The sequence below is a fragment of the Streptomyces sp. NBC_00203 genome, from assembly GCF_045206325.1.
GTDB lineage: Bacteria > Actinomycetota > Actinomycetes > Streptomycetales > Streptomycetaceae > Streptomyces > Streptomyces lutosisoli.
Genome location: NZ_CP108126.1, coordinates 1,836,085 through 1,860,586, shown reverse-complemented (window position 1 = coordinate 1,860,586; position 24,502 = coordinate 1,836,085). Strand labels below are relative to the sequence as shown.

Sequence of the window (24,502 nt, the reverse complement as noted above, 5' to 3'; positions counted from 1 at the left end):
CAGCGATGTTCCGCCGTACGTTCTGGTTCACCGCCGGCGCAGCCGCGGGTGTGTGGGCCACCACCAAGGTCAACCGTAAGCTCAAGCAGCTGACCCCCGAGAGCCTCGCGGCCCAGGCCACCAACAAGGCGATCGACGCGGGTCACCGGCTCAAGGACTTCGCGCTCGACGTCCGCGACGGCATGGCCCAGCGGGAGGCCGAACTCGGCGAGGTGCTCGGTCTGAACGACCGCCCGGACCCCGGACTCCCCGCACAGCGGCGCCGCGCCGCGATCGGCGACAGCAAGCAGATCGTCGGCAACGACAAGCAGATCAAGTACATCGAGAACACGACGTACTCGTACAACCGGAATGAGGACCACTGATGGAGTCGGCTGAAATCCGCCGCCGCTGGTTGAGCTTCTACGAGGAGCGCGGTCACACCGTCGTCCCTTCGGCGTCGCTCATCGCGGACGACCCGACTCTGCTCCTGGTCCCCGCCGGCATGGTCCCCTTCAAGCCGTACTTCCTCGGCGAGGTCAAGGCGCCGTGGTCGCGCGCCACCAGCGTGCAGAAGTGCGTGCGCACGCCCGACATCGAAGAGGTCGGCAAGACCACCCGGCACGGCACGTTCTTCCAGATGTGCGGCAACTTCTCCTTCGGTGACTACTTCAAGGAAGGTGCCATCACCTACGCCTGGGAGCTGCTCACCTCGCCCCAGGACAAGGGTGGTTACGGCCTCGACCCCGAGCGCCTGTGGATCACGGTCTACCTCGACGACGACGAGGCCGAGTCCATCTGGCGCGACAAGATCGGTGTCCCCGCCGAGCGCATCCAGCGCCTCGGCAAGAAGGACAACTACTGGTCCATGGGCGTCCCCGGCCCCTGTGGTCCGTGTTCCGAGATCAACTACGACCGTGGCCCGGAGTTCGGCGTCGAGGGCGGCCCGGCCGTCAACGACGAGCGGTACGTGGAGATCTGGAACCTGGTCTTCATGCAGTACGAGCGCGGTGAGGGCATCTCGAAGGACGACTTCGAGATCCTCGGCGAGCTGCCCAGCAAGAACATCGACACCGGCCTCGGCATGGAACGCCTCGCCATGATTCTGCAGGGCGTGCAGAACATGTACGAGATCGACACCTCCATGGCCGTCATCAAGAAGGCCACCGAGCTGACGGGCGTGGAGTACGGCGCCGCCCACGAGTCCGACGTCTCGCTGCGCGTGGTCACCGACCACATGCGCACCTCCGTGATGCTCATCGGCGACGGCGTGAGCCCCGGCAACGAGGGCCGCGGCTATGTCCTGCGCCGCATCATGCGCCGCGCCATCCGCAACATGCGCCTGCTCGGCGCCACCGGCCCGGTCGTCAAGGACCTCATCGACGTCGTCATCGCGATGATGGGCCAGCAGTACCCGGAGCTCGTCACCGACCGGCAGCGCATCGAGACCGTGGCCCTCGCCGAGGAGGCCGCCTTCCTCAAGACGCTGAAGGCCGGCACGAACATCCTCGACACCGCCATCACCGAGACCAAGGGTTCCGGCGGCAAGGTCCTCGCCGGCGACAAGGCCTTCCTGCTCCACGACACCTGGGGCTTCCCGATCGACCTCACCCTGGAAATGGCCGCCGAACAGGGCCTTTCCGTGGACGAGGACGGCTTCCGCCGCCTGATGAAGCAGCAGCGGGATCAGGCCAAGGCCGACGCCCGGGCCAAGAAGACCGGCCACGCCGACCTCGGCGCCTACCGCCAGATCGCCGACGCCGCGGGCGAGACCGAATTCGTCGGCTACGACCGCACCGAGGGCGAGTCGACGATCGTCGGCATCCTCGTCGACGGGGCCTCCTCCCCGGCCGCCACCGAGGGCGACGAGGTCGAGATCGTCCTCGACCGCACCCCCTTCTACGCCGAGGGCGGCGGCCAGATCGGCGACACCGGCCGCATCAAGGTCGACACCGGCGCCATCATCGAGGTCCGCGACTGCCAAAAGCCGGTCCCGGGTGTGTACGTCCACAAGGGCGTCGTCCAGGTCGGCGAGGTCACCGTCGGCGCCAAGGCCCAGGCCTCCATCGACGTCCGCCGTCGTACGGCCATCGCCCGCGCCCACTCGGCCACGCACCTCACGCACCAGGCCCTGCGCGACGCCCTCGGCCCGACAGCCGCCCAGGCCGGTTCCGAGAACCAGCCCGGCCGCTTCCGCTTCGACTTCGGCTCCCCGTCGGCCGTGCCCACGACCGTGATGACGGACGTCGAGCAGCAGATCAACGAGGTGCTCGCCCGCGACCTGGACGTGCACGCCGAGATCCTGAGCCTCGACGAGGCCAAGAAGCAGGGCGCCATCGCCGAGTTCGGCGAGAAGTACGGCGAGCGCGTCCGCGTCGTCACCATCGGCGACTTCTCCAAGGAGCTGTGCGGCGGCACGCACGTCCACAACACCTCGCAGCTCGGCCTGGTCAAGCTGCTCGGCGAGTCGTCGATCGGCTCCGGCGTACGACGTATCGAGGCCCTGGTCGGCGTCGACGCGTACAACTTCCTCGCCCGCGAGCACACGGTCGTCGCCCAGATCCAGGAGCTGATCAAGGGCCGTCCCGAGGAGCTTCCGGAGAAGGTCTCCGCCATGCTCGGCAAGCTGAAGGACGCCGAGAAGGAGATCGAGAAGTTCCGCGCCGAGAAGGTCCTCCAGGCCGCCGGCGGTCTCGTCGAGTCCGCCAAGGACGTCAACGGCGTCGCGCTGGTCACCGGCCAGGTCCCGGACGGCACCACCGCCGACGACCTGCGCAAGCTGGTCCTCGATGTGCGGGGCCGTATCCAGGGTGGCAGGGCCGCCGTGGTCGCCCTGTTCACCGTGGCGGGCGGCAAGCCGCTGACGGTCATCGCCACCAATGACGCCGCCCGCGAGCGCGGTTTCAAGGCCGGCGACCTGGTCCGTACGGCCGCCAAGACCCTCGGCGGCGGCGGTGGCGGCAAGCCGGACGTCGCCCAGGGCGGCGGCCAGAACCCGGCCGCCATCGGCGAGGCCATCGACGCGGTCGAGCGACTCGTCGCCGAGACCGCCAAGTAAGAAACGGCCAAGAAAAATGCGCAGAGGCCGTCGGCTCGCCATCGACGTCGGGGACGCCCGCATCGGGGTCGCCTCGTGCGACCCCGACGGGATCCTCGCGACACCGGTGGAAACGGTCCCGGGACGTGACGTCCCGGCCGCCCACCGCCGGCTGAAGCAACTCGTCGAGGAGTACGAGCCGATCGAGGTCGTCGTCGGACTCCCTCGCTCCCTCAAGGGGGGCGAGGGCCCGGCCGCGGTCAAGGTCCGCGCCTTCGCCCAGGAGCTCGCCCGGGGGATCGCCCCCATCGGGGTGCGGCTCGTGGACGAGAGGATGACCACAGTGACGGCCAGTCAGGGCCTGCGCGCCTCGGGCGTGAAGTCCAAAAAGGGCAGGTCCGTGATCGACCAGGCCGCCGCCGTCATCATCCTGCAGCAGGCTCTGGAATCCGAACGGGTGTCAGGTAAATCTCCCGGCGAGGGCGTCGAAGTGGTCATCTGATCGCGATACGGTAACGTTCCGCGCGATGCGGTGGTGTTCGAACAGCCGCCGCACAGCAAGAGGCGGACGGGAGCCGTGCCACAAGCGCCAGCAGCCGCCGCCTCGCGGCTCGTAGGGGATCGATGACTGAGTATGGCCGGGGCCCAGGCTCCGAACCGTGGCATCCGGAGGACCCGTTGTACGGGGACGGCGGATGGGGCGGACAGGCCGCTGACGGCCAGTCCGCCTACGACGGCGGCCAGCCGCAGCACTATCCGCAGCAGCCGCAGCAACAGGCCCAGTACGGCGAGTGGGCCGCGGGCCAGCAGGACGCGTACGGCCAGAACCAGCAGCAGTACGTCGACCAGGGCCAGCAGCAGTATCACAACCAGGGACAGCAGCAGTTCCACGACCAGAACCAGCAGCACTTCCCCGGTCAGGGGCACCCGCAGCAGTACGCGGACCAGACGCAGCACCCGTACAACGGCCAAGGGCAGCAGCAGTACGTCGACCAGGGGCAACAGCAGTACGGCGGTCAGGGTCAGCAGCAGTACAACGACGGCGGCTGGAACACCGGGGCGCACCCACATGTCCCGTACGCGGCTGATCCGGCCGACCCGTACGCGGGCCAGTACAGCGGTGAGCAGCCCGACTACTACGGCACCCCCGACGCCTACCCGCCGCCGGAGCCGCCGGCTCGTCGGCGCGCCGAACCCGAGCCGCAGGTCGACTGGGACCCCGGTCCGGACCAGGGCGAGCACGCCTTCTTCGCCGGTGGTGGCGACGATGACGACGACTTCGAGGACGACGACCCCAAGAGCGGGCGCGGTCGCGGTGACCGCCGGGGCAAGGGCGGCGGCAAGGGCAAGAAGCGCCGCAGCGGCTGCGCCTGCCTGGTGGTCGTGCTGGTGTTCGGAGGCGGGCTCAGCGGAGTCGGATATTTCGGGTACCAGTTCTACCAGAATCGTTTCGGCCCGGCGCCGGACTTCGCAGGCGACGGCAGCAGCGAGGACGTGAACGTCCAGGTTCCCAAGGGGGCGGGCGGCGCGGAGATCGGGCGCCTCATGAGGGACGCCGGCGTCGTCAAGAGCGTCGACGCGTTCGTGTCGGCGTTCACCCAGAATTCCCATTCGGGTTCCATTCAGGCCGGCGCGTACACCATGAAGAAGGAGATGTCCGCCGCGAGCGCCGTGAAGTGGATGCTCGATCCCAAGAGTCAGAACAACCTGACCATCAGTGAGGGACAGCGCAACTCCGTAATCTACGCGGCCATCGACAAGAAACTCGAACTCCCCAGCGGCACCACCAGCAAGGTGGCCCAGAAGGAATACAAGAACCTCGGACTGCCGGACTGGGCGAGCGCCAATAAGGACGTCAAGGATCCGCTGGAAGGTTTCCTCTACCCGGCCACGTATCCGGCTGCCAAGGGCATGAAGCCCGTGGACGTCCTGAAGAAGATGGTGGGCCAGGCCAACCAGAAGTACACGGAGCTGAACCTCAAGGGGAAGGCCAAGGCTCTCAACCTGGACAGCCCGTTCCAGCTGGTCACGGTCGCGAGCCTGGTTCAGGCCGAGGGCAAGACGCACGATGACTTCCGCAAGATGGCCGAGGTCGTCTACAACCGCCTGAAGCCGACCAACACCGAGACCAACCAGCTGCTGCAATTCGACTCGACCTTCAACTACCTGAAGAAGCAGAGCAACATCAACATCAGTGAGTCGGAGATCAACAGCAACAAGGACCCGTACAACACGTACACGCGCAAGGGTCTGCCGCCCGGTCCGATCGGGAACCCGGGTGAAGAAGCGTTGCGGGCCGCACTCAACCCGACGGACGACGGCTGGATCTACTTCGTGGCGACCGACGGCCAGGAGAACACCGAATTCGCCAAGACCTACGCCGATTTCCAGAAGCTCAAGGAAAAATTCAATGACAGCTCGGGCAAGAACTAACGCCCGCCGAGCCGCTGTACTCGGTTCCCCCATCGCCCACTCCCTCTCCCCGGTGCTGCACCGAGCCGCGTACAAGGAGCTGGGGCTCAGCGACTGGTCGTACGACCGTTTCGATGTCGACGAGGACGGGCTGCCAGGGTTCTTCGAGGGGCTCGGGCCGGAGTGGGCGGGGTTGTCGTTGACCATGCCGCTCAAGCGGGCCGTGATTCCGCTGGTCGACGAGATCAGTGAGACGGCCGCATCCGTCGAGGCGGTCAACACCGTCGTGTTCACGGAGGACGGCCGACGCGTCGGCGACAACACGGACATCCCCGGGATGGTCGCCGCCCTGCGTGAGCGGGGGATCGAGGAGGTGGACTCCGCCGCCATCCTCGGCGCGGGCGCCACCGCGTCTTCCGCGCTGGCCGCGCTCGCGCGGGTCTGCACCGGCGAGGTCGTCGCGTACGTCCGCAGTGAGGCGCGCGCCGCCGAGATGCGGCAGTGGGGCGAGCGGCTGGACGTCGAGGTGCGGATCGCGGACTGGGCGGATGCCGAGCAGGCGCTGCGGGCTCCGCTGGTGATCGCCACGACCCCGGCCGGTACCACGGACGCGCTCGCCGCTGCCGTCCCCGAGCGGCCCGCGACCCTCTTCGATGTGCTGTACGAGCCGTGGCCCACGGACCTCGCGGCGCGCTGGTCCGCGTACGGCGGTGCCGTGGTGAGCGGACTCGATCTGCTGGTGCACCAGGCGGTGCTCCAGGTCGAGCAGATGACAGGCCGTTCGCCCGCGCCGCTCGACGCCATGCGGAAGGCGGGGGAGCACGCGCTCGCCGCCCGGTAGGGATTCGGCGGCGGGTGTCTGTGAGGGGTTGGCGGCTGATGGTCCGATCATGTGTGCGCTCTTGAACGCCAGGCTTACCTCCGGTAATGATCTCCGGACGGCCCGGCGACGGCGGCGGGCGCGTGAACGGAGCCCCCATGACTGGACACGGCAGGCGCAGGTTTCTCACCTACCTGGTGGCCGCGCCCACCTTGGCCGTTGCCACCAAGATCGGTCTGGACGTCTATGAACCCGGCACCGCCGAGGCGGCCATCCCCACCCTGCCCGCGCCCGCCGATCTGGTCGACCTCGGTGATCTGCTGATCCTGGCGGGCAAGCCCACCTCGGGCATGCTGGTCCTGAGCGTCGACGAGGACGGCATCGTCCATTTCCGGCTGCCGAGGGAAGAGGTCGGGCAGGGCCTGACCACCGCGGTGGCCATGCTGGTGGCTGAGGAGTTGGACACGCCGCTCGACCGGGTACGTGTCCAACTGGACGATGCCCGGCCCGAGTTGCTCTTCAATCAGCTGACCGGCAGCTCCAACTCCATCCGCTCGCTGTACGACCCCGTACGGCACACCGCTGCCGCCGCGCGCGCACGCATGGTTGGCGCGGCGGCCAAGCAATGGGGCGTGAGCGCAGGGGACTTGACGGTCCGTCAAGGGGTGGTGAGCGCACCCGACGGCCGCACCGCCTCCTACGGGGCACTCTCGGCGGCCGCCGCCTCCTTCGACCTCGGCTCGCCGGCCGTCACGCCGAAGAAGGAGTCCGAGCACACCCTCGTCGGCACCCCCACCTCCCGTATCGACGCCAGGGCGCTGGTCACCGGCGGACAGGTCTACACGCTCGACCTCGACATCCCCGGCGCCAAGCCCTGCATGGTGCGCCGCCCGCCGACCGTCAACGGCACCGTGAAGGCGGTGAACAACGAGGCCGTCGTTCGCGCCATGCCCGGCGTCCTCGACGTGGTCACCATCGACACCGGCGTCGCCGTGATCGCCGAGACCTTCGGTCAGGCCCTCGATGCCAAGAACGCCCTGGACGTCGTCTGGGGCGGTGGCACGGTCGACGCCCTCTCCGACGACGACATCCGCGCGAAGCTGAAGGCGGCGACGCCGTCCCTCGATCTGCTCGGGCTGCTGGTCAAGAAGGTGGACGCCGAGTTCGACTTCGCGTTCGCCAGTCACGCGCCGATGGAGACCAACTCCGCCGTGGCCGACGTACGGGCGGACGGGGCCGAGATCTGGTCGGGCATGAAGTCGCCGGTCGTCGCCCAGGCCGCGATCGCGCAGGCCGTCGGACTGCCGGTGGGCAAGGTCAAGGTGCATGTGGTGCAGTCGGGCGGCTCCTTCGGGCGCCGGCTGTTCTACGACGCCGCCCTGGAGGCGGCCGTCGTGTCCAAGAAGAGCGGCCGCCCGGTGCGGCTGATGTGGTCGCGCGTCGACGACATGCGGCACGGCCGGATGCGGCCCGCGACACACCACAGGATCCGCGCCACCTACGCCGCCGGCCAGGTCCTCACCTTCGTCCACCAGGTGGCCGCCGTGGAGACCGACTTCCGGCACGGTCTCGGGGACGCGATCACCGCCGCCGCGGCCTCGCTGCCCACCGGCCTCGGCAACGCCACCTTCGCGCAGACCCTGTTCCTGACCACGGTGAAGTCCCCGTACAACTTCGGCGTCACCACCCAGGCGCTCACCGAAGTGCCGTTGAAGATGCACACCGGGTCGTGGCGCTCGGTGTACTCCGCCAACACCAGAGGCGCCGAGGAGATCGTCGTCGACGAGCTGGCGGCGAAGCTCGGTAAGGATCCAGTCGCTTTCCGGCGCTCCTTCCTCAAGACCGACCGGCAGCGCGCCGTCCTCGACAAGGTCGCCGAGGAAGGCGACTGGGGCCGGACGCTGCCCTCGGGCTGGGCGCAGGGAGTCGGCTTCCACGAGGAGTACAAGTCCTGCACCGCCTGCCTGGTGGAGATCGACGCCACCGATCCCGCGAAGCCCCGGGTCACGAAGGCGGTGATCGCGGCGGACGTCGGGCGGCCCATCAATCCGCGCGGCCTTGAGGCACAGCTGCTCGGCGGACTCACGGACGCGATCTCCACCACGCTGCGGGCCGGGCTCCACATCGACAAGGGGCTTCCGCTGGAAGGCAGCTACTCGCAGTTCCACTACGCGCGCCAGAAGGACTCCCCGAAGGACGTACGGATCTTCGTCCTGCCGACGGACCACGATCCCGGCGGAGCGGGTGAGCTGGGCGTTCCCGCCGCCGTGGGCGCCATCGCCAACGCCTACGCGCGGGCCACCGGCACCAAGCCGCGCAGCTTCCCGGTGAACTTCGACGTCGACTTCACCCCCTTCCCGCGCTGAGACCTCGCGTACCAGGAGCCCGTACATGCCCTCCCACACCTTCACCGTCAACGGGAAGACCGTCACCGTCGACGCCCCCGACGACCTGCCCCTGCTCTGGGCGCTGCGCGATCTGCTCGGCGTCCGCGGACCCAAGTACGGCTGTGGCATCGACGTCTGCAAGGCCTGCACGAGCCACCTCGACGGCGAGGCCGTGCGGCCCTGCGTGGTTCCGGTCGCCGAGGCCGCGGGCCGGGAGGTCACCACCATCGAGGGGCTCGCGGACGGGGACAAGCTGCATCCGGTCCAGGAGGCCTGGCTGGAGCAGGACGTGGCCCAGTGCGGCTACTGCCAGCCCGGCCAGATCATGGCGGCCGTCGCCCTGCTGAAGCGCACGAAGAACCCCACGGACGCCGACATCGACGAGATCGCGAACGTCTGCCGCTGTGGCACGTACTTCCGCATCCGCGAGGCGATCAAGAGTGCGGCGGCACGGATGGCGTGATGTCGGGGAGGTACGCGGGCCGCGACCCGGATGGGGCGTACGCGGGCCGCGGTACCTGACGAGGTCCGTCCGCCTGATGGACCTGCGGCCGAATCCCGGGCCGAGACGTGGGAGGATCGGAGGTGGCGGGCCAGGGCCGCGCACCCGGTCGCGCCGTCGCCGTACGCGAGGACGCGCGTACGCAGCAGCAGTACCAGGGCGCGAGCATGAGGAGCACCGTTGAGCAGGTTGCGCTGGCTGACCGCGGGGGAGTCCCACGGTCCCGCACTTGTCGCGACGCTGGAGGGTCTTCCCGCCGGCGTGCCGATCACCACGCAGATGGTGGCGGACCACCTTGCCCGGCGGCGCCTGGGCTATGGACGCGGTGCCCGGATGAAGTTCGAGCGCGACGAGGTCACCTTCCTGGGTGGCGTACGCCACGGTCTCACCATGGGCTCCCCGGTCGCCATCATGGTCGGCAACACCGAGTGGCCCAAGTGGGAGCAGGTCATGGCGGCCGACCCGGTCGCCCCGGAGATCCTCGCCGACCTGGCCCGCAACGCCCCGCTGACCCGGCCCCGGCCCGGTCACGCCGACCTCGCGGGCATGCAGAAGTACGGCTTCGACGAGGCCCGCCCGATCCTGGAGCGCGCCTCCGCCCGTGAGACCGCCGCCCGTGTGGCGCTCGGCGCGGTGGCCCGTTCGTACCTGAAGGAGACGGCCGGGATCGAGATCGTCTCGCACGTCGTCGAACTCGCCGCCGCCAAGGCGCCGTACGGCGTCTACCCCAAGCCCTCGGACGTCGAGAAGCTCGACGCCGACCCGGTGCGCTGCCTCGACGCCGACGCGTCGAAGGCGATGGTCGCGGAGATCGACCAGGCCCACAAGGACGGCGACACGCTCGGCGGCGTGGTCGAGGTGCTGGCGTACGGCGTGCCGGTGGGCCTCGGCTCGCACGTGCACTGGGACCGGCGTCTCGACGCCCGGCTCGCGGCCGCGCTCATGGGCATCCAGGCCATCAAGGGCGTCGAGGTCGGCGACGGCTTCGAGCTGGCGCGCGTGCCCGGCTCCAAGGCGCACGACGAGATCGTCCACACCGAGGACGGCATCCGGCGCACCTCCGGCCGCTCCGGCGGCACCGAGGGCGGTCTGACCACCGGTGAGCTGCTGCGCGTCCGTGCCGCGATGAAGCCGATCGCGACCGTGCCGCGCGCGCTCGCCACCATCGACGTGGCCACCGGCGAGGCCGCCAAGGCCCACCACCAGCGCTCCGACGTCTGCGCGGTCCCGGCCGCCGGCATCGTCGCCGAGGCCATGGTCGCCCTCGTCCTGGCGGACGCGGTCGCCGAGAAGTTCGGCGGCGACAGCGTCCCGGAGACCCGCCGCAACGTGCGGTCCTACCTCGACAACCTGGTCGTGCGGTGACCGCTCCGCGCCTCGTCCTCGTCGGCCCGATGGGTGTCGGCAAGTCCACGGTGGGCGCGCTGGTCGCCGAGCGGCTCGGCTGCGTCTACCGGGACACGGACGACGACATCGTGGCCGAGCAGGGCCGCGCCATCGCCGACATCTTCGTCGACGAGGGCGAGCCCGTCTTCCGCGCCATCGAGAAGCAGGCCGTTCACAAGGCGCTCGCCGAGCACGACGGCGTCCTGGCGCTCGGCGGTGGCGCGATCCTCGACGAGGACACCCGCGCACTGCTCGCCGGACACCGGGTCGTCTATCTCTCGATGGACGTCGAGGAGGCGGTCCAGCGCACCGGCCTGAACGCGGCCCGGCCGCTGCTCGCCGTCAACCCGCGCCGGCAGTGGCGCGAGCTGATGGACGCGCGCCGTCACCTCTACACCGAAGTAGCCCGCGCGGTCGTGGCCACCGACGGCCGTACCCCCGAAGAGGTCGCCCAGGCGGTCCTCGACGCACTGGAGTTGAAGGAAGCATGAGCGAGGCAGTGACCCGTATCCAGGTCGGCGGCACCGCGGGCACCGACCCCTACGAGGTCCTCGTCGGCCGTCAACTCCTCGGTGAGCTCGGCGCGTTGGTCGGCGACAAGGCCAAGCGTGTCGCGGTCATCCACCCCGAGGCGCTCGCCGAGACCGGTGACGCGCTCCGTGCCGACCTGGCCGGGCAGGGCTTCGAGGCCGTCGCCATCCAGGTGCCGAACGCGGAGGAGGCCAAGACCGCCGAGGTCGCCGCCTACTGCTGGAAGGCGCTCGGCCAGTCCGGCTTCACCCGCACCGACGTCATCGTCGGCGTGGGCGGCGGCTCCACCACCGACCTGGCCGGCTTCGTGGCGGCGACCTGGCTGCGCGGGGTGCGCTGGATCGCCGTCCCCACCACCGTGCTCGCCATGGTGGACGCGGCGGTCGGCGGCAAGACCGGCATCAACACCGCCGAGGGCAAGAACCTGGTGGGCTCCTTCCACCCGCCCGCGGGCGTGCTCTGCGACCTGGCCGCGCTCGACTCGCTGCCGGTCAACGACTTCGTCTCCGGGCTCGCGGAGATCATCAAGGCCGGTTTCATCGCCGACCCGGTGATCCTGGAACTCATCGAGTCCGACCCCGAGGCGGCCCGTACGCCCACGGGCCCGCACACCGCCGAGCTCATCGAGCGCTCCATCAAGGTCAAGGCCGAGGTCGTCTCCGGCGACCTCAAGGAGTCCGGGCTGCGCGAGATCCTCAACTACGGGCACACCCTCGCGCACGCCATCGAGAAGAACGAGCGCTACAAGTGGCGGCACGGCGCGGCCGTCGCCGTCGGTATGCACTTCGCCGCCGAACTCGGCCGTCTGGCGGGCCGGCTGGACGACGAGACCGCCGACCGCCACCGCACGATCCTGGAGTCCGTCGGCCTCCCGCTGAGCTACCGCTACGACCAGTGGCCCAAGCTCCTGGAGAACATGAAGGTCGACAAGAAGTCCCGCGGCGACCTGCTGCGCTTCATCGTCCTCGACGGCCTCGCCAAGCCGACGGTCCTGGAGGGCCCGGACCCGGCCGTCCTGCTCGCCGCGTACGGCGAGGTCGGGGAGTAGCAAGCGGCGGGCCCACGGCGGACGTAACGTCCAACGGGCCCGCACTTGGCCCGTTTTGCCCCTCGACTATGGGCACTTCGCACGTTCCCCGGCCGTTCACACAACGGCGGCCGGGGAAGGTACCGTTCGGTAGCGGACGGGATCGACACCCCGTTCGCCAGCGCCAATTGCCTGCACGAGACGGAGTGGCCCGGATGCAGCACGCAGTGGGGGCCCCGCTGCCGCCGCCCCACCAGCCGGGGCAGGGACCGGCCGCCGGCTGGTCGCCGGCCGGACAGCACCCGGGGCACCCGGGTCCCGCACCCGCTCCGGGTTTCACCGGGGCGCCCATGCCGCCCGGGGTTCCTCCAGTTCAGGCCCCGCAGCATCACGTGCCTCCGCACCACGCTCCCGCGCAGCCCCCGCACCACGCTCCGGCCCAGCCCGCACACCACGCGCCCGTGCCGCCCACGCCGGACACCACCGGGCATGTGCAGCTGCCCCCGGGCGGCCCCGTCGCCATACCGAGCGCGCCGCCCGCCGCGGGCACGCCCGACCTCACGGCCACCACGCTCGCGGTGCTCCTCATCGGCCCCGCGGGCGCCGGAAAGACCAGCGTCGCCAAGTACTGGGCGGACCACCGCCGGGTCCCCACCGCCCACATCAGCCTCGACGACGTACGCGAATGGGTGCGCTCGGGCTTCGCGGACCCGCAGTCGGGATGGAACGATCATTCTGAGGCGCAGTATCGTCTCGCCCGCCGCACCTGCGGCTTCGCGGCGCGGAACTTCCTGGCCAACGGCATCTCCTGCATCCTCGACGACGCCGTGTTCCCGGACCGCCCGGTCGTCGGCCTCGGCGGCTGGAAGCGGCATGTAGGGCCGGGCCTGCTGCCCGTCGTCCTGCTCCCAGGGCTGGAGATAGTCCTGGAGCGCAACGCCGAGCGCTCCGGCAACCGCCGCCTCACCGACGAGGAAGTCGCCCGCATCCACGGCCGGATGGCCGGCTGGTACGGCTCCGGGCTCCCCATCATCGACAACTCGCAGCTCGACGTACCGGCCACGGCGCGCGTCCTGGACGACGTGCTCGCCCGGTCGATCGCCAGCCCGCCGCAGTGGTGAACCCACAGAAACCTCCTGCACGGACACCACTGTGCACACGTCCGGCCCCGCACAACCGGCGACATCTGGCCACCGCTCGTACGCTCGGTTCATGTCAGAGGTGTACGCGGCGCGCAGAGAGCGGATCCGGGAACGCTGTACGGCGGGGGGCAGTGCGACGGCCCTCGTCACCCGCCCGGCCAATGTGAGGTATCTCGCCGGCGCGGCCCCGCGAGGTGCCGTGCTCCTGCTCGGCAGGGGTGAGGATCTGCTGCTCTGCGGCGGCCCGCCGAGCGGCGAGGCCGATGAAGGACGTCCAGACGAGGCACTGCGGGTGCAGGTGCTGCCGCGCGCGGGCGGCGACCCCGCCGTGGCCGCCGCCGATGTCGCCGCCGGTCAGGGCGCCGAGTCCCTCGCGGTCGAGGAACACCATCTGACGGTGACCCGGCACCGGGCCATCGGCTCGGTGGCGCCCCGGCTGCGCCTCGGTGACCTGGGCGGTGCGGTGGAACAGCTGCGGGTCATCAAGGACGAGGAGGAGATCTCCTGTCTGCGGATCGGCGCCGAGATCGCCGACCAGGCGCTGGGCGAGCTCCTCGAATCCATCCTGGTCGGCCGTACCGAACGCCATCTCGCCCTGGAGCTGGAGCGCCGTCTGGTCGACCACGGCGCCGACGGCCCGGCCTTCGCGACCTCGGTCGGCACCGGGCCGAACTCGGGGCGGCGCGGCCACCGGCCCACCGACCGGCGCGTCGAGGAGGGTGACTTCCTCTCCGTCTGCCTCGGCGCGACGTATCGCGGCTACCGCTGCGAGATCGGCCGTACGTTCGTGATCGGCACCTCGCCCGCCGACTGGCAGATCGAGCTGTACGACCTCGTCTTCGCCGCCCAGCGCGCCGGACGGGAGGCGCTGGCGCCCGGGGCCTCCTACCGTGACGTGGACCGCGCGGCCCGCCAGGTACTGGACTCCGCGGGGTATGCGGAAGGCCTTCCACCGCTGACCGGGCACGGTGTGGGGCTCGAAATCGACGAGGACCCGCAGCTGGCCCCCGCAGCCATGGGTAAACTGGACGCTTGCGTGCCGGTCACCGTCGAACCGGGGGTCCACCTCCCGGGCCGGGGCGGTGTCCGGATCGATGACACGCTCGTCGTACGCCCCGAGGCGGACGGCGGACCCGAGCTACTCACCATCACGACCAAGGAACTGCTCGCGCTCTAGCCTTCGAGCTATGCGCGTGCCCCGGGGTCGTCCACGTCAGTCCAGGAGATTCCGCAACCGTGGCTTCCACGAACGACCTCAAGAACGGCCTGGTGCTCAAGCTCGACGGAGGCCAGCTCTGGTCCGTCGTCGAGTTCCAGCACGTCAAGCCCGGCAAGGGCCCGGCCTTCGTGCGCACCAAGCTGAAGAACGTGCTCTCCGGCAAGGTCGTCGACAAGACGTTCAACGCCGGCGTCAAGGTCGAGACGGCCACGATCGACAAGCGCGACATGCAGTTCTCGTACATGGACGGCGAGTACTTCGTCTTCATGGACATGGACACGTACGACCAGCTGATGGTCGACCGCAAGTCCGTCGGCGATGCCGCCAACTTCCTGATCGAGGGCTTCACGGCCACCGTCGCCCAGCACGAGGGCGAGGTGCTCTTCGTCGAGCTGCCCGCCGCCGTCGAGCTGGTCATCCAGGAGACCGAGCCGGGCGTCCAGGGCGACCGCTCCACCGGTGGCACCAAGCCCGCCATCCTGGAGACCGGCCACCAGATCCAGGTCCCGCTCTTCATCACCACCGGTGAGAAGATCAAGGTCGACACCCGCACCAGCGACTACCTCGGCCGGGTGAACAGCTAACCGTGGCTGCCCGCAACACGGCCCGCAAGCGCGCCTTCCAGATCCTCTTCGAGGGCGACCAGCGCGGCGTGGACGTCCTGACGGTCCTCGCGGACTGGATCCGGCACTCCCGGTCCGACACCCGGCAGCCGCCGGTGAGCGAGTACACGATGCAGCTGGTCGAGGGGTACGCCACCAAGGTGCGCCGGATCGACGACCTCATCGCGCAGTATGCCGTCGGCTGGACGCTGGACAGGATGCCGGTCGTCGACCGCAACATCCTGCGCCTCGGTGCCTACGAGCTGATCTGGGTCGACGAGACCCCGGACGCCGTGGTGCTCGACGAGGCGGTGCAGCTGGCCAAGGAGTTCTCCACGGACGAGTCGCCCTCGTTCGTGAACGGCCTGCTGGGCCGGCTGAAGGACCTGAAGCCGTCGCTCCGCCGCGACGAGGACTGAGCGGTGCCCGGCACCGCTTAGACGTACGAGGCGTACACGGCCGTACGAGAGGTACGCCGGGGTATGCCGAGGTACGCGGAGGTACGAAAAACGCCGGAGGGCCCGCAGCGCGTCTGCTGCGGGCCCTCCGGCGTTCCCGTACCCGTGAGGCTCCCGAGGCTCGCAGAAAGCCGCCGGGGTGGCCGGAACGCGATGTTCCGGCCACCCCGGCGGCACGTTTCTGCTCAGCTGTGCGAAGGGATCAGCCCTCGTCGTGGGAGACCGCGCGACGCGCGTCCGCGTCCAGGACGCCCCAGCTGATCAGCTGCTCGGTCAGGACCGAGGGCGACTGGTCGTAGATGACGGCGAGCGTGCGCAGGTCGTCCTGGCGGATCGACAGCACCTTGCCGTTGTAGTCACCGCGCTGCGACTGGATCGTCGCCGCGTAGCGCTGCAGGGGGCCCGCCTTCTCGGCCGGCACGTGGGCAAGGCGCTCAAGGTCGAGAACCAGCTTCGGCGGCGGCTCGGCGGCCCCGCCCGGCGTGGTGCCCGGCAGCAGCTCCTGCACCGGAACCCCGTAGAAGTCCGCCAGCTCCGCGAGGCGCTGCACGGTGACGGCGCGGTCGCCGCGCTCGTACGAACCGACCACGACCGCCTTCCAGCGTCCCTGGGACTTCTCCTCGACGCCGTGGAGGGAAAGGCCCTGCTGGGTGCGGATGGCCCGGAGCTTGGCCCCGAGCTGTTTGGCGTATTCGCTGGACATATAGCTCCCCGGACGCTGTATCAACGTGCGGCTCCGCCGCGCGGCTGGTGACTCTTGTGACTCACAGTGAGGTTACGCAGCGTTACTCTTCCCCGTCAAGCCGAATGGTCCGGACCGACCCTTCCGTGGGAGTCACCCGCGGTGGCTCGAATGGGTGGTGATCAGGGACGTTGCCGGGCTGGTACCGTGGATGGCGCAATTCCGACGTCCTTTAATGATCCGTCCCGTGAGGCGGAGAAGGAGGTCCGTTTCGTATGGACACAGAGCACGACAAGCAGCAGTACGAGGCCGGCGCACGGCCCGTGCTGGAAGCCCCCGACATCGCGCGGGTGCTGACCCGCATCGCCCACGAGATCGTCGAACGCGCCAAGGGCGCCGACGACGTGGTGCTCCTCGGCATTCCGACCCGAGGCGTCTTCCTGGCCCGCAGGCTGGCCGACAAGCTCGAAGAAATCACCGATCGCAAGATCCCGGTCGGATCCCTCGACATCACCATGTACCGCGACGACCTGCGCATGCACCCGCCGCGTGCGCTGGCCCGCACCGAGATCCCCGGCGACGGCATCGACGGCCGTCTCGTCGTCCTCGTCGACGACGTGCTCTTCTCCGGCCGCACGATTCGCGCGGCGCTCGACGCGCTGAACGACATCGGCCGCCCGCGCGCCGTGCAGCTCGCGGTCCTCGTCGACCGCGGCCACCGCGAACTGCCCATCCGCGCCGACTACGTCGGCAAGAACCTCCCCACGTCGTTGCGGGAGACGGTCAAGGTCCAGCTCGCCGAGGAGGACGGTCGCGACACCGTGCTGCTCGGTGCGAAGCGGACCTCCGCGGACGCACCGCAGTAGCCCTCGGGCGTACGCCGCTGTCGTACGCCCCTGCGCGCCCTGCCTGCCCGAATCCTCCCGAACTGAACTGCCTTACGGAGCCTGACAGATGCAGCGTCATCTCATCTCGGCCGCCGACCTCACCCGCGACGACGCCGTCCTGATCCTCGACACCGCCGAGGAGATGGCCCGGGTCGCCGACCGGCCGATCAAGAAGCTGCCGACCCTGCGCGGCCGCACCGTCGTCAACCTCTTCTTCGAGGACTCGACCCGCACCCGGATCTCCTTCGAGGCCGCCGAGAAGCGCCTCTCCGCGGACGTCATCAACTTCACCGCCAAGGGGTCGAGCGTCTCCAAGGGCGAGTCCCTCAAGGACACCGCCCAGACCCTCGAAGCCATGGGCGTCGACGCCGTCGTCATCCGGCACGGCGCCTCCGGTGCCCCCTACCGGCTCGCCACCTCCGGCTGGATCGACGCCGCCGTCATCAACGCGGGCGACGGCACCCACCAGCACCCCACGCAGGCACTGCTCGACGCCTTCACCATGCGCCGCCGGCTGGTCGGCCGCGACGCCGGGATCGGCCAGGACCTGTCCGGCAAGCGCATCACGATCGTCGGCGACGTCCTGCACAGCCGGGTCGCCCGCTCGAACGTCGATCTGCTGCACACCCTCGGCGCCGAGGTCACCCTCGTCGCCCCGCCCACCCTGGTGCCGGTCGGCGTCGAGACCTGGCCCTGCGAGATCTCGTACGACCTCGACAGCACCCTCTCCAAGTCCGACGCGGTGATGATGCTGCGCGTCCAGCGCGAGCGGATGAACGCGGCGTTCTTCCCGACCGAGCGCGAGTACTCGCGGCGCTACGGCCTCGACGGCGAGCGCATGGCCAAGATGCCCGAGCACGCCATCGTGATGCACCCCGGCCCGATGGTCCGCGGCATGGAGATCACCGCCGAGGTTGCCGACTCCGAGCGCTGCACCGTCGTCGAGCAGGTCGCCAACGGAGTCTCGATCCGGATGGCCGTGCTGTACCTGCTCCTTGGCGGCAACGAGCCCGCCGTCACCCACACCCGTACCGAGGAGAAGTAAGACCATGAGCAAGATCCTGATCCGCGGTGCGAAGGTGCTCGGCGGCGAGCCGCAGGACGTGCTGATCGACGGAGCTGTCATCGAGGCGGTCGGTACCGGTCTCCCCGACGAGGCCGTCGAGGGCGCCGAGGTAGTCGAGGCCGACGGCAAGGTGCTGCTCCCCGGTCTCGTCGACCTGCACACCCATCTGCGCGAGCCGGGCCGCGAGGACTCCGAGACCGTGCTGACCGGTACCCGGGCGGCGGCGAGCGGCGGCTACACCGCCGTGTTCGCCATGGCCAACACCTTCCCGGTCGCCGACACCGCCGGTGTGGTCGAGCAGGTCTACCGGCTCGGCCAGGAGCACGGCTACTGCGATGTGCAGCCCATCGGCGCCGTCACGGTCGGCCTGGAGGGCAAGAAGCTCGCCGAGCTGGGCGCGATGCACGAGTCCGCGGCCGGGGTGACCGTCTTCTCCGACGACGGCAAGTGCGTGGACGACGCCGTGATCATGCGCCGGGCGCTCGAATACGTGAAGGCCTTCGGCGGCGTGGTCGCGCAGCACGCGCAGGAGCCCCGCCTCACCGAGGGCGCCCAGATGAACGAGGGCGTCGTCTCCGCCGAGCTGGGGCTCGGCGGCTGGCCGGCGGTGGCCGAGGAATCGATCATCGCCCGGGACGTCCTGCTCGCCGAGCACGTCGGCTCCCGCGTCCACATCTGCCACCTGTCGACCGCCGGCAGCGTCGAGATCGTGCGCTGGGCCAAGTCCCGCGGCATCGACGTCACCGCCGAGGTCACCCCGCACCACCTGCTCCTCACCGACGAGCTGGCCCGCACGTACAACCCGGTCTACAAGGTCAACCCGCCGCTGCGCACCGAGCGTGACGTCATGGCCCTGCGCGAGGCGCTCGCCGACGGCACGATCGACATCGTCGCCACCGACCACGCGCCGCACCCGCACGAGGACAAGGACTGCGAGTGGGCCGCCGCCGCCATGGGCATGGTGGGGCTCGAGACCGCCCTGTCCGTCGTGCAGCAGACGATGATCGAGACCGGACTGCTCGACTGGGCCGGCGTCGCCGACCGCATGTCCGTCAAGCCCGCGCGGATCGGCCAGGCGCAGGGCCACGGCCGCCCCGTCTCGGCAGGTGAGCCCGCCAACCTCACGCTGGTCGACACGGAATACCGTGGGGCCGTGGACCCCGCGGGCTTCGCCTCGCGCAGCCGCAACACTCCCTACGAGGGCCGTGAGCTGCCGGGCCGGGTCACGCACACCTGGCTGCGGGGCAAGGCCACCCTCGTCGACGGGAAGCTCGCGTGACACCTCTCATCTCGATGGCCGCCGAACAGAAGTCGGCGGAAGTGACCGACTGGGCCGCCCGGGCCGGCTGGCTCGTCGGCCTGGCCCTCTTCGTCGCCCTCGTCTACTGGCTGATGCGCGAGGGCTGGAAGTGGCGCGGCACCCTCCAAGGTGACCTGCCCGAGCTCCCCACCGCGCCGGAAGATGCGGGCCCGGCGAGACTGAACATGAGCGGCCGCTACCACGGTTCCACCACCGCCGGGCAGTGGCTCGACCGTATCGTGGCGCACGGCCTGGGCACCCGCAGCCTGGTCGAGCTCACGCTGACGGACGCGGGACTGGACGTCGTACGCCCCGGGGCCACCGACTTCTTCATCCCGGCCGAGGCGCTGCGCGAGGCCCTGCTCGGCAAGGGAATCGCCGGCAAGGTCCTCAGCGAGGGCGGACTGCTCATCGTCACATGGGCGCACGGTGACAAGCTGATCGACTCCGGGTTCCGCTCGGACCGCGCGGCCGAGCACAACGAGTGGGTCGAGACCCTGACCAACATGATCAACAAGACGGAAACGGAAGGCGCACGATGACGACCTCCATCCAGGGAGTCGCCTCGCAGAGGCACAAGGCAGCTCCCGCCGTACTCGTCCTGGAGGACGGCCGGATGTTCCGTGGCCGCGCCTACGGGGCCGTGGGGGAGACCTTCGGCGAAGCGGTGTTCTCCACCGGCATGACCGGCTACCAGGAGACCCTCACCGACCCGTCGTACCACCGCCAGGTCGTCGTGATGACCGCCCCGCACATCGGCAACACCGGCGTCAACGACGAGGACCCCGAGTCGCAGCGGATCTGGGTCGCGGGCTACGTCGTACGCGACCCCGCGCGCGTGCCCTCCAACTGGCGCTCCCGGCGCTCGCTGGACGAGGAGCTCCGCAAGCAGGGCGTCGTCGGCATCAGCGGCATCGACACGCGTGCGCTCACCCGCCACCTGCGCGAGCGCGGCGCCATGCGGGTCGGCATCTTCTCCGGCAACGCGCTGCCCGACGAGGGCACGATGCTCGCCGAGGTCCGCCAGGCGCCCGAGATGCAGGGCGCGAACCTCGCCGCCGAGGTCGCCACCAAGGAGACGTACGTCGTCCCCGCGATCGGCGAGAAGCGCTTCACCGTCGCCGCCGTCGACCTGGGCATCAAGGGCATGACTCCGCACCGTATGGCCGAGCGCGGCATCGAGGTGCACGTGCTGCCCGCGACGGCCACGGCCGAGGACGTGTACGCCGTGAACCCCGACGGTGTCTTCTTTTCCAACGGCCCCGGCGACCCGGCGACCGCCGACGGCCCGGTGGCCGTCATGCAGGAAGTGCTCGCCCGCAAGACGCCGCTCTTCGGCATCTGCTTCGGCAACCAGATCCTGGGCCGCGCGCTCGGCTTCGGCACCTACAAGCTGAAGTACGGCCACCGCGGCATCAACCAGCCCGTGCAGGACCGCACGACCGGCAAGGTCGAGGTCACCGCGCACAACCACGGCTTCGCCGTCGACGCCCCGCTCGACAAGGTCTCCGAGACCCCCTACGGCCGCGCCGAGGTCTCCCACGTCTGCCTGAACGACCAGGTCGTCGAGGGGCTTCACCTCCTCGACCAGCCGGCCTTCAGCGTCCAGTACCACCCCGAAGCGGCAGCGGGCCCGCACGACGCCGCCTACCTGTTCGACCGCTTCGTATCCCTGATGGAGGGCCAGCGTGCCTAAGCGCACCGATATCCAGTCCGTCCTGGTCATCGGCTCCGGCCCGATCGTCATCGGCCAGGCCGCCGAGTTCGACTACTCCGGCACCCAGGCGTGCCGCATCCTGCGCGCCGAGGGGCTCAGGGTCATCCTGGTCAACTCCAACCCGGCGACGATCATGACCGACCCGGAGATCGCCGACGCCACGTACGTCGAGCCGATCACCCCGGAGTTCGTCGAGAAGATCATCGCCAAGGAGCGGCCGGACGCCCTGCTGCCCACCCTCGGCGGTCAGACGGCGCTCAACACCGCCATCTCGCTGCACGAGTCCGGGACCCTCGAGAAGTACGGCGTCGAGCTCATCGGCGCCAACGTCGAGGCGATCAACAAGGGCGAGGACCGCGACCTCTTCAAGGGCGTCGTGGAGGCGGTGAACGCGAAGATCGGGTACGGCGAGTCCGCCCGGTCCGTGATCTGCCACTCCATGGACGACGTGCTCGGGGGCGTCGAGACCCTCGGCGGCTACCCCGTCGTCGTCCGCCCCTCCTTCACCATGGGCGGCGCCGGCTCCGGCTTCGCGCACGACGAGGAGGAGCTGCGCCGCATCGCCGGTCAGGGCCTGACGCTCTCCCCGACCACCGAGGTGCTCCTGGAGGAGTCCATCCTCGGCTGGAAGGAGTACGAGCTGGAGCTGATGCGCGACAAGCACGACAACGTCGTGGTCGTCTGCTCCATCGAGAACTTCGACCCCATGGGCGTGCACACCGGTGACTCGATCACCGTCGCCCCGTCGATGACGCTCACCGACCGCGAGTACCAGATCCTGCGCGACATCGGCATCGCGGTCATCCGCGAGGTCGGCGTCGACACCGGCGGCTGCAACATCCAGTTCGCGGTGAACCCCGAGGACGGCCGGGTCATCGTCATCGAGATGAACCCGCGCGTGTCCCGCTCCTCGGCCCTCGCCTCCAAGGCGACCGGCTTCCCGATCGCCAAGATCGCCGCGAAGCTCGCCGTCGGCTACACGCTGGACGAGATCCCGAACGACATCACCGAGAAGACCCCGGCGTCCTTCGAGCCGACGCTCGACTACGTCGTGGTCAAGGCCCCGCGCTTCGCCTTCGAGAAGTTCCCGAGCGCCGACTCCACCCTCACCACGACCATGAAGTCGGTCGGCGAGGCCATGGCGATCGGCCGCAACTTCACCGAGGCGCTGCAGAAGGCGCTGCGCTCGCTGGAGAAGAAGGGCAGCCAGTTCACCTTCGTCGGCGAGCCCGGCGACAAGGGCGAGCTGCTGGCGGAGGCCGTGCGGCCGACCGACGGGCGCATCAACTCCGTCATGCAGGCCATCCGCGCGGGCGCCACGCCCGAGGAGGTCTTCGAGGCGACGAAGATCGACCCGTGGTTCGTCGACCAGCTGTTCCTGATCAAGGAGATCGCGGACGAGCTCGCCGCCGCCGACAAGCTGGAACCGGAACTGCTCGCCGAGGCCAAGCGGCACGGCTTCTCCGACGCGCAGATCGCCGAGATCCGCGGGCTCCGCGAGGACGTCGTACGCGAGGTGCGGCACGCGCTGGGCGTGCGCCCGGTGTACAAAACGGTCGACACCTGCGCCGCCGAGTTCGCGGCCAATACGCCGTACTTCTACTCCTCCTACGACGAGGAGACGGAGGTCGCCTCCCGCGAGAAGCCGGCCGTCATCATCCTGGGCTCCGGCCCGAACCGCATCGGCCAGGGCATCGAGTTCGACTACTCCTGCGTCCACGCCTCCTTCGCGCTCAGCGACGCCGGCTACGAGACCGTGATGGTCAACTGCAACCCCGAGACCGTCTCCACGGACTACGACACCTCCGACCGCCTGTACTTCGAGCCGCTGACGCTCGAAGACGTGCTGGAGATCGTCCACGCGGAGACGCTGGCCGGTCCGGTCGCGGGCGTGATCGTGCAGCTCGGCGGCCAGACCCCGCTGGGCCTGGCGCAGGCGCTGAAGGACAACGGCGTGCCGATCGTCGGTACGCCCCCCGAGGCGATCCACGCCGCCGAGGACCGCGGCGCCTTCGGGCAGGTCCTCGCGGAGGCCGGTCTCCCGGCCCCCAAGCACGGCACGGCCACCACGTTCGCCGGGGCCAAGGCCATCGCCGACGAGATCGGCTACCCCGTCCTCGTACGGCCGTCGTACGTGCTCGGCGGGCGCGGCATGGAGATCGTGTACGACGAGACGCGGCTGTCCTCCTACATCGCCGAGTCGACCGAGATCAGCCCCTCCCGGCCCGTCCTGGTCGACCGGTTCCTCGACGACGCGATCGAGATCGACGTCGACGCGCTGTACGACGGTGAGGAGCTGTACCTCGGCGGCGTCATGGAGCACATCGAGGAGGCCGGTATCCACTCCGGCGACTCGGCGTGCGCGCTGCCCCCGATCACGCTCGGCGGGTTCGACATCAAGCGCCTGCGGGCCTCCACCGAGGCCATCGCGAAGGGTGTCGGGGTCCGCGGACTGATCAACATCCAGTTCGCCATGGCGGGCGACATCCTGTACGTCCTCGAAGCCAACCCGCGTGCCTCGCGCACCGTCCCCTTCACCTCGAAGGCGACCGCGGTGCCGCTGGCGAAGGCCGCCGCCCGGATCTCGCTGGGCGCGACCGTCGCAGAACTGCGCGCCGAGGGGCTGCTCCCCGCCAACGGTGACGGCGGCACGCTCCCGCTGGACGCGCCGATCTCCGTCAAGGAAGCCGTCATGCCGTGGTCGCGGTTCCGCGACATCCACGGGCGCGGCGTCGACACGGTGCTCGGCCCGGAGATGCGCTCCACCGGTGAAGTCATGGGCATCGACTCGGTGTTCGGCACGGCGTACGCCAAGTCCCAGGCGGGCGCGTACGGTCCGCTGCCGACCAAGGGCCGCGCCTTCATCTCGGTCGCCAACCGCGACAAGCGCTCGATGATCTTCCCGGCGCGTGAACTCGTCGCCCACGGCTTCGAGTTGCTCGCCACGTCCGGCACGGCCGAGGTGCTCAAGCGCAACGGCCTCAACGCCACGGTCGTGCGGAAGCAGAGCGAGGGCGAGGGCCCGAACGGCGAGAAGACCATCGTCCAGCTCATCCACGACGGCCAGGTCGACCTCATCGTCAACACGCCGTACGGCACCGGTGGCCGCCTCGACGGCTACGAGATCCGTACGGCCGCCGTGGCCCGGTCCGTGCCATGTCTGACGACGGTCCAGGCGCTCGCCGCCGCCGTCCAGGGCATCGACGCGCTCAACCACGGTGACGTGGGCGTGCGTTCACTCCAGGAACACGCCGAACATCTGACCGCGGCCCGCGACTAGCAGCCCTGAGGGGGACACCGGAAACGGTGTCCCCCTCTTCATGAGACCCCTCACCGGGTTCTTCAGAC

21 protein-coding genes are annotated in these 24,502 nt (G+C 69.9%); 20 read left to right on the top strand and 1 reads right to left on the bottom strand.

What is annotated here, in order from left to right; translation table 11 throughout:
- Nucleotides 1-5 precede the first annotated feature (5 nt).
- The 14 genes from OG975_RS08630 to nusB all read left to right on the top strand — a co-directional run bounded on the left by OG975_RS08630 (nucleotide 6) and on the right by nusB (nucleotide 15,463).
- Entirely contained in the window at nucleotides 6-365 is a 360-nt protein-coding gene (locus OG975_RS08630) for a DUF6167 family protein (protein WP_406328534.1), read from the top strand.
- Nucleotides 365-3,037: an alanine--tRNA ligase gene (alaS, locus tag OG975_RS08625; RefSeq protein WP_406328532.1), complete on the top strand. Its 2,673-nt coding sequence runs from the start codon at nucleotides 365-367 to the stop codon at nucleotides 3,035-3,037. The genes OG975_RS08630 and alaS overlap by 1 nt, the downstream gene beginning before the upstream one ends.
- A gap of 16 nt (nucleotides 3,038-3,053) precedes the next feature.
- The gene (gene ruvX, locus OG975_RS08620) at nucleotides 3,054-3,518 is read left to right on the top strand and encodes a Holliday junction resolvase RuvX (RefSeq protein WP_406328530.1); all 465 of its coding nucleotides are present in this window, start codon (nucleotides 3,054-3,056) and stop codon (nucleotides 3,516-3,518) included.
- Nucleotides 3,519-3,640: 122 nt separating this feature from the next.
- Nucleotides 3,641-5,449 carry an endolytic transglycosylase MltG gene (gene mltG, locus OG975_RS08615; RefSeq protein ID WP_406328529.1) on the top strand — a complete coding sequence of 603 codons (1,809 nt, stop codon included), beginning with the start codon at nucleotides 3,641-3,643 and terminating at the stop codon, nucleotides 5,447-5,449.
- Nucleotides 5,427-6,269, top strand: a complete 843-nt coding sequence (locus OG975_RS08610; protein ID WP_406328527.1) for a shikimate dehydrogenase — start codon at nucleotides 5,427-5,429, stop codon at nucleotides 6,267-6,269. The genes mltG and OG975_RS08610 overlap by 23 nt, the downstream gene beginning before the upstream one ends.
- 137 nt (nucleotides 6,270-6,406) lie before the next feature.
- Entirely contained in the window at nucleotides 6,407-8,614 is a 2,208-nt protein-coding gene (locus OG975_RS08605; protein ID WP_406328525.1) for a molybdopterin cofactor-binding domain-containing protein, read from the top strand.
- A 25-nt stretch (nucleotides 8,615-8,639) separates the two neighbouring features.
- Complete coding sequence (locus OG975_RS08600; RefSeq protein WP_330303176.1) at nucleotides 8,640-9,098, top strand: (2Fe-2S)-binding protein; 459 nt, start codon at nucleotides 8,640-8,642, stop codon at nucleotides 9,096-9,098.
- 219 nt (nucleotides 9,099-9,317) lie between these two features.
- A complete protein-coding gene (aroC, locus tag OG975_RS08595; protein ID WP_406328523.1) occupies nucleotides 9,318-10,502 on the top strand; it encodes a chorismate synthase in 1,185 nt (394 codons plus the stop codon).
- A gap of 29 nt (nucleotides 10,503-10,531) precedes the next feature.
- Nucleotides 10,532-11,014 (top strand): shikimate kinase, encoded by a 483-nt coding sequence (locus tag OG975_RS08590; protein WP_406336205.1) that lies wholly within the window; start codon nucleotides 10,532-10,534, stop codon nucleotides 11,012-11,014.
- A complete protein-coding gene (gene aroB / locus OG975_RS08585; RefSeq protein ID WP_330303174.1) occupies nucleotides 11,011-12,102 on the top strand; it encodes a 3-dehydroquinate synthase in 1,092 nt (363 codons plus the stop codon). The genes OG975_RS08590 and aroB overlap by 4 nt, the downstream gene beginning before the upstream one ends.
- 194 nt (nucleotides 12,103-12,296) lie before the next feature.
- The gene (locus OG975_RS08580) at nucleotides 12,297-13,202 is read left to right on the top strand and encodes a Pro-rich N-terminal domain-containing protein (RefSeq protein ID WP_406328522.1); all 906 of its coding nucleotides are present in this window, start codon (nucleotides 12,297-12,299) and stop codon (nucleotides 13,200-13,202) included.
- A 91-nt stretch (nucleotides 13,203-13,293) separates the two neighbouring features.
- Nucleotides 13,294-14,400, top strand: coding sequence for a M24 family metallopeptidase (locus OG975_RS08575; protein WP_369256700.1), 1,107 nt, complete (start codon nucleotides 13,294-13,296; stop codon nucleotides 14,398-14,400).
- A gap of 59 nt (nucleotides 14,401-14,459) precedes the next feature.
- Nucleotides 14,460-15,026, top strand: a complete 567-nt coding sequence (gene efp / locus OG975_RS08570; RefSeq protein WP_330303171.1) for an elongation factor P — start codon at nucleotides 14,460-14,462, stop codon at nucleotides 15,024-15,026.
- Nucleotides 15,027-15,028: 2 nt separating this feature from the next.
- On the top strand, nucleotides 15,029-15,463 hold the full coding sequence (nusB, locus tag OG975_RS08565; protein ID WP_406328519.1) for a transcription antitermination factor NusB: 435 nt from the start codon (nucleotides 15,029-15,031) through the stop codon (nucleotides 15,461-15,463).
- A gap of 241 nt (nucleotides 15,464-15,704) precedes the next feature.
- On the opposite strand, the gene bldD is transcribed toward nusB, so the two are convergent.
- A complete protein-coding gene (gene bldD, locus OG975_RS08560; RefSeq protein ID WP_067366005.1) occupies nucleotides 15,705-16,205 on the bottom strand; it encodes a transcriptional regulator BldD in 501 nt (166 codons plus the stop codon).
- A gap of 254 nt (nucleotides 16,206-16,459) precedes the next feature.
- On the opposite strand from bldD, the gene pyrR reads away from it, so the two are divergent.
- The 6 genes from pyrR to carB all read left to right on the top strand — a co-directional run bounded on the left by pyrR (nucleotide 16,460) and on the right by carB (nucleotide 24,434).
- Entirely contained in the window at nucleotides 16,460-17,050 is a 591-nt protein-coding gene (gene pyrR / locus OG975_RS08555) for a bifunctional pyr operon transcriptional regulator/uracil phosphoribosyltransferase PyrR (RefSeq protein ID WP_406328517.1), read from the top strand.
- An 88-nt stretch (nucleotides 17,051-17,138) separates the two neighbouring features.
- On the top strand, nucleotides 17,139-18,116 hold the full coding sequence (locus OG975_RS08550; RefSeq protein WP_406328515.1) for an aspartate carbamoyltransferase catalytic subunit: 978 nt from the start codon (nucleotides 17,139-17,141) through the stop codon (nucleotides 18,114-18,116).
- Nucleotides 18,117-18,120: 4 nt separating this feature from the next.
- Nucleotides 18,121-19,416 (top strand): dihydroorotase, encoded by a 1,296-nt coding sequence (locus tag OG975_RS08545; RefSeq protein WP_406328513.1) that lies wholly within the window; start codon nucleotides 18,121-18,123, stop codon nucleotides 19,414-19,416.
- A gap of 14 nt (nucleotides 19,417-19,430) precedes the next feature.
- On the top strand, nucleotides 19,431-19,979 hold the full coding sequence (locus OG975_RS08540) for a hypothetical protein (RefSeq protein WP_406336203.1): 549 nt from the start codon (nucleotides 19,431-19,433) through the stop codon (nucleotides 19,977-19,979).
- A complete protein-coding gene (gene carA / locus OG975_RS08535; RefSeq protein ID WP_406328512.1) occupies nucleotides 19,976-21,133 on the top strand; it encodes a glutamine-hydrolyzing carbamoyl-phosphate synthase small subunit in 1,158 nt (385 codons plus the stop codon). Before OG975_RS08540 ends, carA begins: the two co-directional genes overlap by 4 nt.
- Complete coding sequence (carB, locus tag OG975_RS08530; protein ID WP_406328510.1) at nucleotides 21,126-24,434, top strand: carbamoyl-phosphate synthase large subunit; 3,309 nt, start codon at nucleotides 21,126-21,128, stop codon at nucleotides 24,432-24,434. Before carA ends, carB begins: the two co-directional genes overlap by 8 nt.
- Nucleotides 24,435-24,502 lie beyond the last annotated feature (68 nt).

What these genes read in the sequence shown, in the direction of transcription:
- OG975_RS08630 (WP_406328534.1), top strand. Translation starts at nt 6, where the DNA reads ATGTTCCGCCGTACGTTCTGGTTCACCGCCGGCGCAGCCGCGGGTGTG.
- alaS (WP_406328532.1), top strand. Translation starts at nt 365, where the DNA reads ATGGAGTCGGCTGAAATCCGCCGCCGCTGGTTGAGCTTCTACGAGGAG.
- ruvX (WP_406328530.1), top strand. Translation starts at nt 3,054, where the DNA reads ATGCGCAGAGGCCGTCGGCTCGCCATCGACGTCGGGGACGCCCGCATC.
- mltG (WP_406328529.1), top strand. Translation starts at nt 3,641, where the DNA reads ATGACTGAGTATGGCCGGGGCCCAGGCTCCGAACCGTGGCATCCGGAG.
- OG975_RS08610 (WP_406328527.1), top strand. Translation starts at nt 5,427, where the DNA reads ATGACAGCTCGGGCAAGAACTAACGCCCGCCGAGCCGCTGTACTCGGT.
- OG975_RS08605 (WP_406328525.1), top strand. Translation starts at nt 6,407, where the DNA reads ATGACTGGACACGGCAGGCGCAGGTTTCTCACCTACCTGGTGGCCGCG.
- OG975_RS08600 (WP_330303176.1), top strand. Translation starts at nt 8,640, where the DNA reads ATGCCCTCCCACACCTTCACCGTCAACGGGAAGACCGTCACCGTCGAC.
- OG975_RS08590 (WP_406336205.1), top strand. Translation starts at nt 10,532, where the DNA reads ATGGGTGTCGGCAAGTCCACGGTGGGCGCGCTGGTCGCCGAGCGGCTC.
- aroB (WP_330303174.1), top strand. Translation starts at nt 11,011, where the DNA reads ATGAGCGAGGCAGTGACCCGTATCCAGGTCGGCGGCACCGCGGGCACC.
- OG975_RS08580 (WP_406328522.1), top strand. Translation starts at nt 12,297, where the DNA reads ATGCAGCACGCAGTGGGGGCCCCGCTGCCGCCGCCCCACCAGCCGGGG.
- OG975_RS08575 (WP_369256700.1), top strand. Translation starts at nt 13,294, where the DNA reads ATGTCAGAGGTGTACGCGGCGCGCAGAGAGCGGATCCGGGAACGCTGT.
- bldD (WP_067366005.1), bottom strand. Translation starts at nt 16,205, where the DNA reads ATGTCCAGCGAATACGCCAAACAGCTCGGGGCCAAGCTCCGGGCCATC.
- pyrR (WP_406328517.1), top strand. Translation starts at nt 16,460, where the DNA reads ATGGACACAGAGCACGACAAGCAGCAGTACGAGGCCGGCGCACGGCCC.
- OG975_RS08550 (WP_406328515.1), top strand. Translation starts at nt 17,139, where the DNA reads ATGCAGCGTCATCTCATCTCGGCCGCCGACCTCACCCGCGACGACGCC.
- OG975_RS08545 (WP_406328513.1), top strand. Translation starts at nt 18,121, where the DNA reads ATGAGCAAGATCCTGATCCGCGGTGCGAAGGTGCTCGGCGGCGAGCCG.
- OG975_RS08540 (WP_406336203.1), top strand. Translation starts at nt 19,431, where the DNA reads ATGGCCGCCGAACAGAAGTCGGCGGAAGTGACCGACTGGGCCGCCCGG.
- carA (WP_406328512.1), top strand. Translation starts at nt 19,976, where the DNA reads ATGACGACCTCCATCCAGGGAGTCGCCTCGCAGAGGCACAAGGCAGCT.